We start from the raw sequence: 464 nt of genomic DNA, 5'->3' as shown, positions 1-464 counted from the left end.
CTGCTTTAGCTATATTTATTAATGCTGATTCTAATTGAAAACCACAATCACATCTTAAACTAAATAAAGCATCTCCAGTTAAACATTCTGAATGAATTCTAGTTAATATCGGATCAGCTAAAGAAATATCACCATAAATAAGAGCAATGTGATTTTTAATACCTATTTCTTCTTCAAATCCAATAATAAAAAAATCGCCCCATGGAGTAGGTAATTTTGCTTTAAATTTTTTTTTTAAGTTCATAAATTTCCCCAAAATTATTATCTGTTTAACAATAATTTTATATATTTTTGTAAATTAAAATTTAATTATATAATGTTACATATATTAAAAAATTTTTTAAAAATTTATTTAAAATGAATATCAATATATACTTTAAATTAATTATGAAATTATTTTATATATTACTATTTTATAAAAAAAATTATTAATCTAATAATTAAATGAAAAATATAAAATCTAT

The 464-nt window shown here is 18.1% G+C and carries 1 pseudogene; it reads right to left on the bottom strand.

Annotation, left to right across the window (positions count from 1 at the left end):
• A pseudogene (gene ribA, locus LDP10_RS03215) lies at positions 1 to 244 on the bottom strand (GTP cyclohydrolase II); the annotation flags it as partial.
• Between the last annotated feature and the right edge of the window lie 220 nt (positions 245 to 464).

Origin of the sequence: Buchnera aphidicola (Pemphigus obesinymphae) (genome assembly GCF_026122815.1) — a bacterium.
Lineage (GTDB): Bacteria > Pseudomonadota > Gammaproteobacteria > Enterobacterales > Enterobacteriaceae > Buchnera_C > Buchnera_C aphidicola_BJ.
This window is presented reverse-complemented; position numbering and strand designations above follow the sequence as displayed.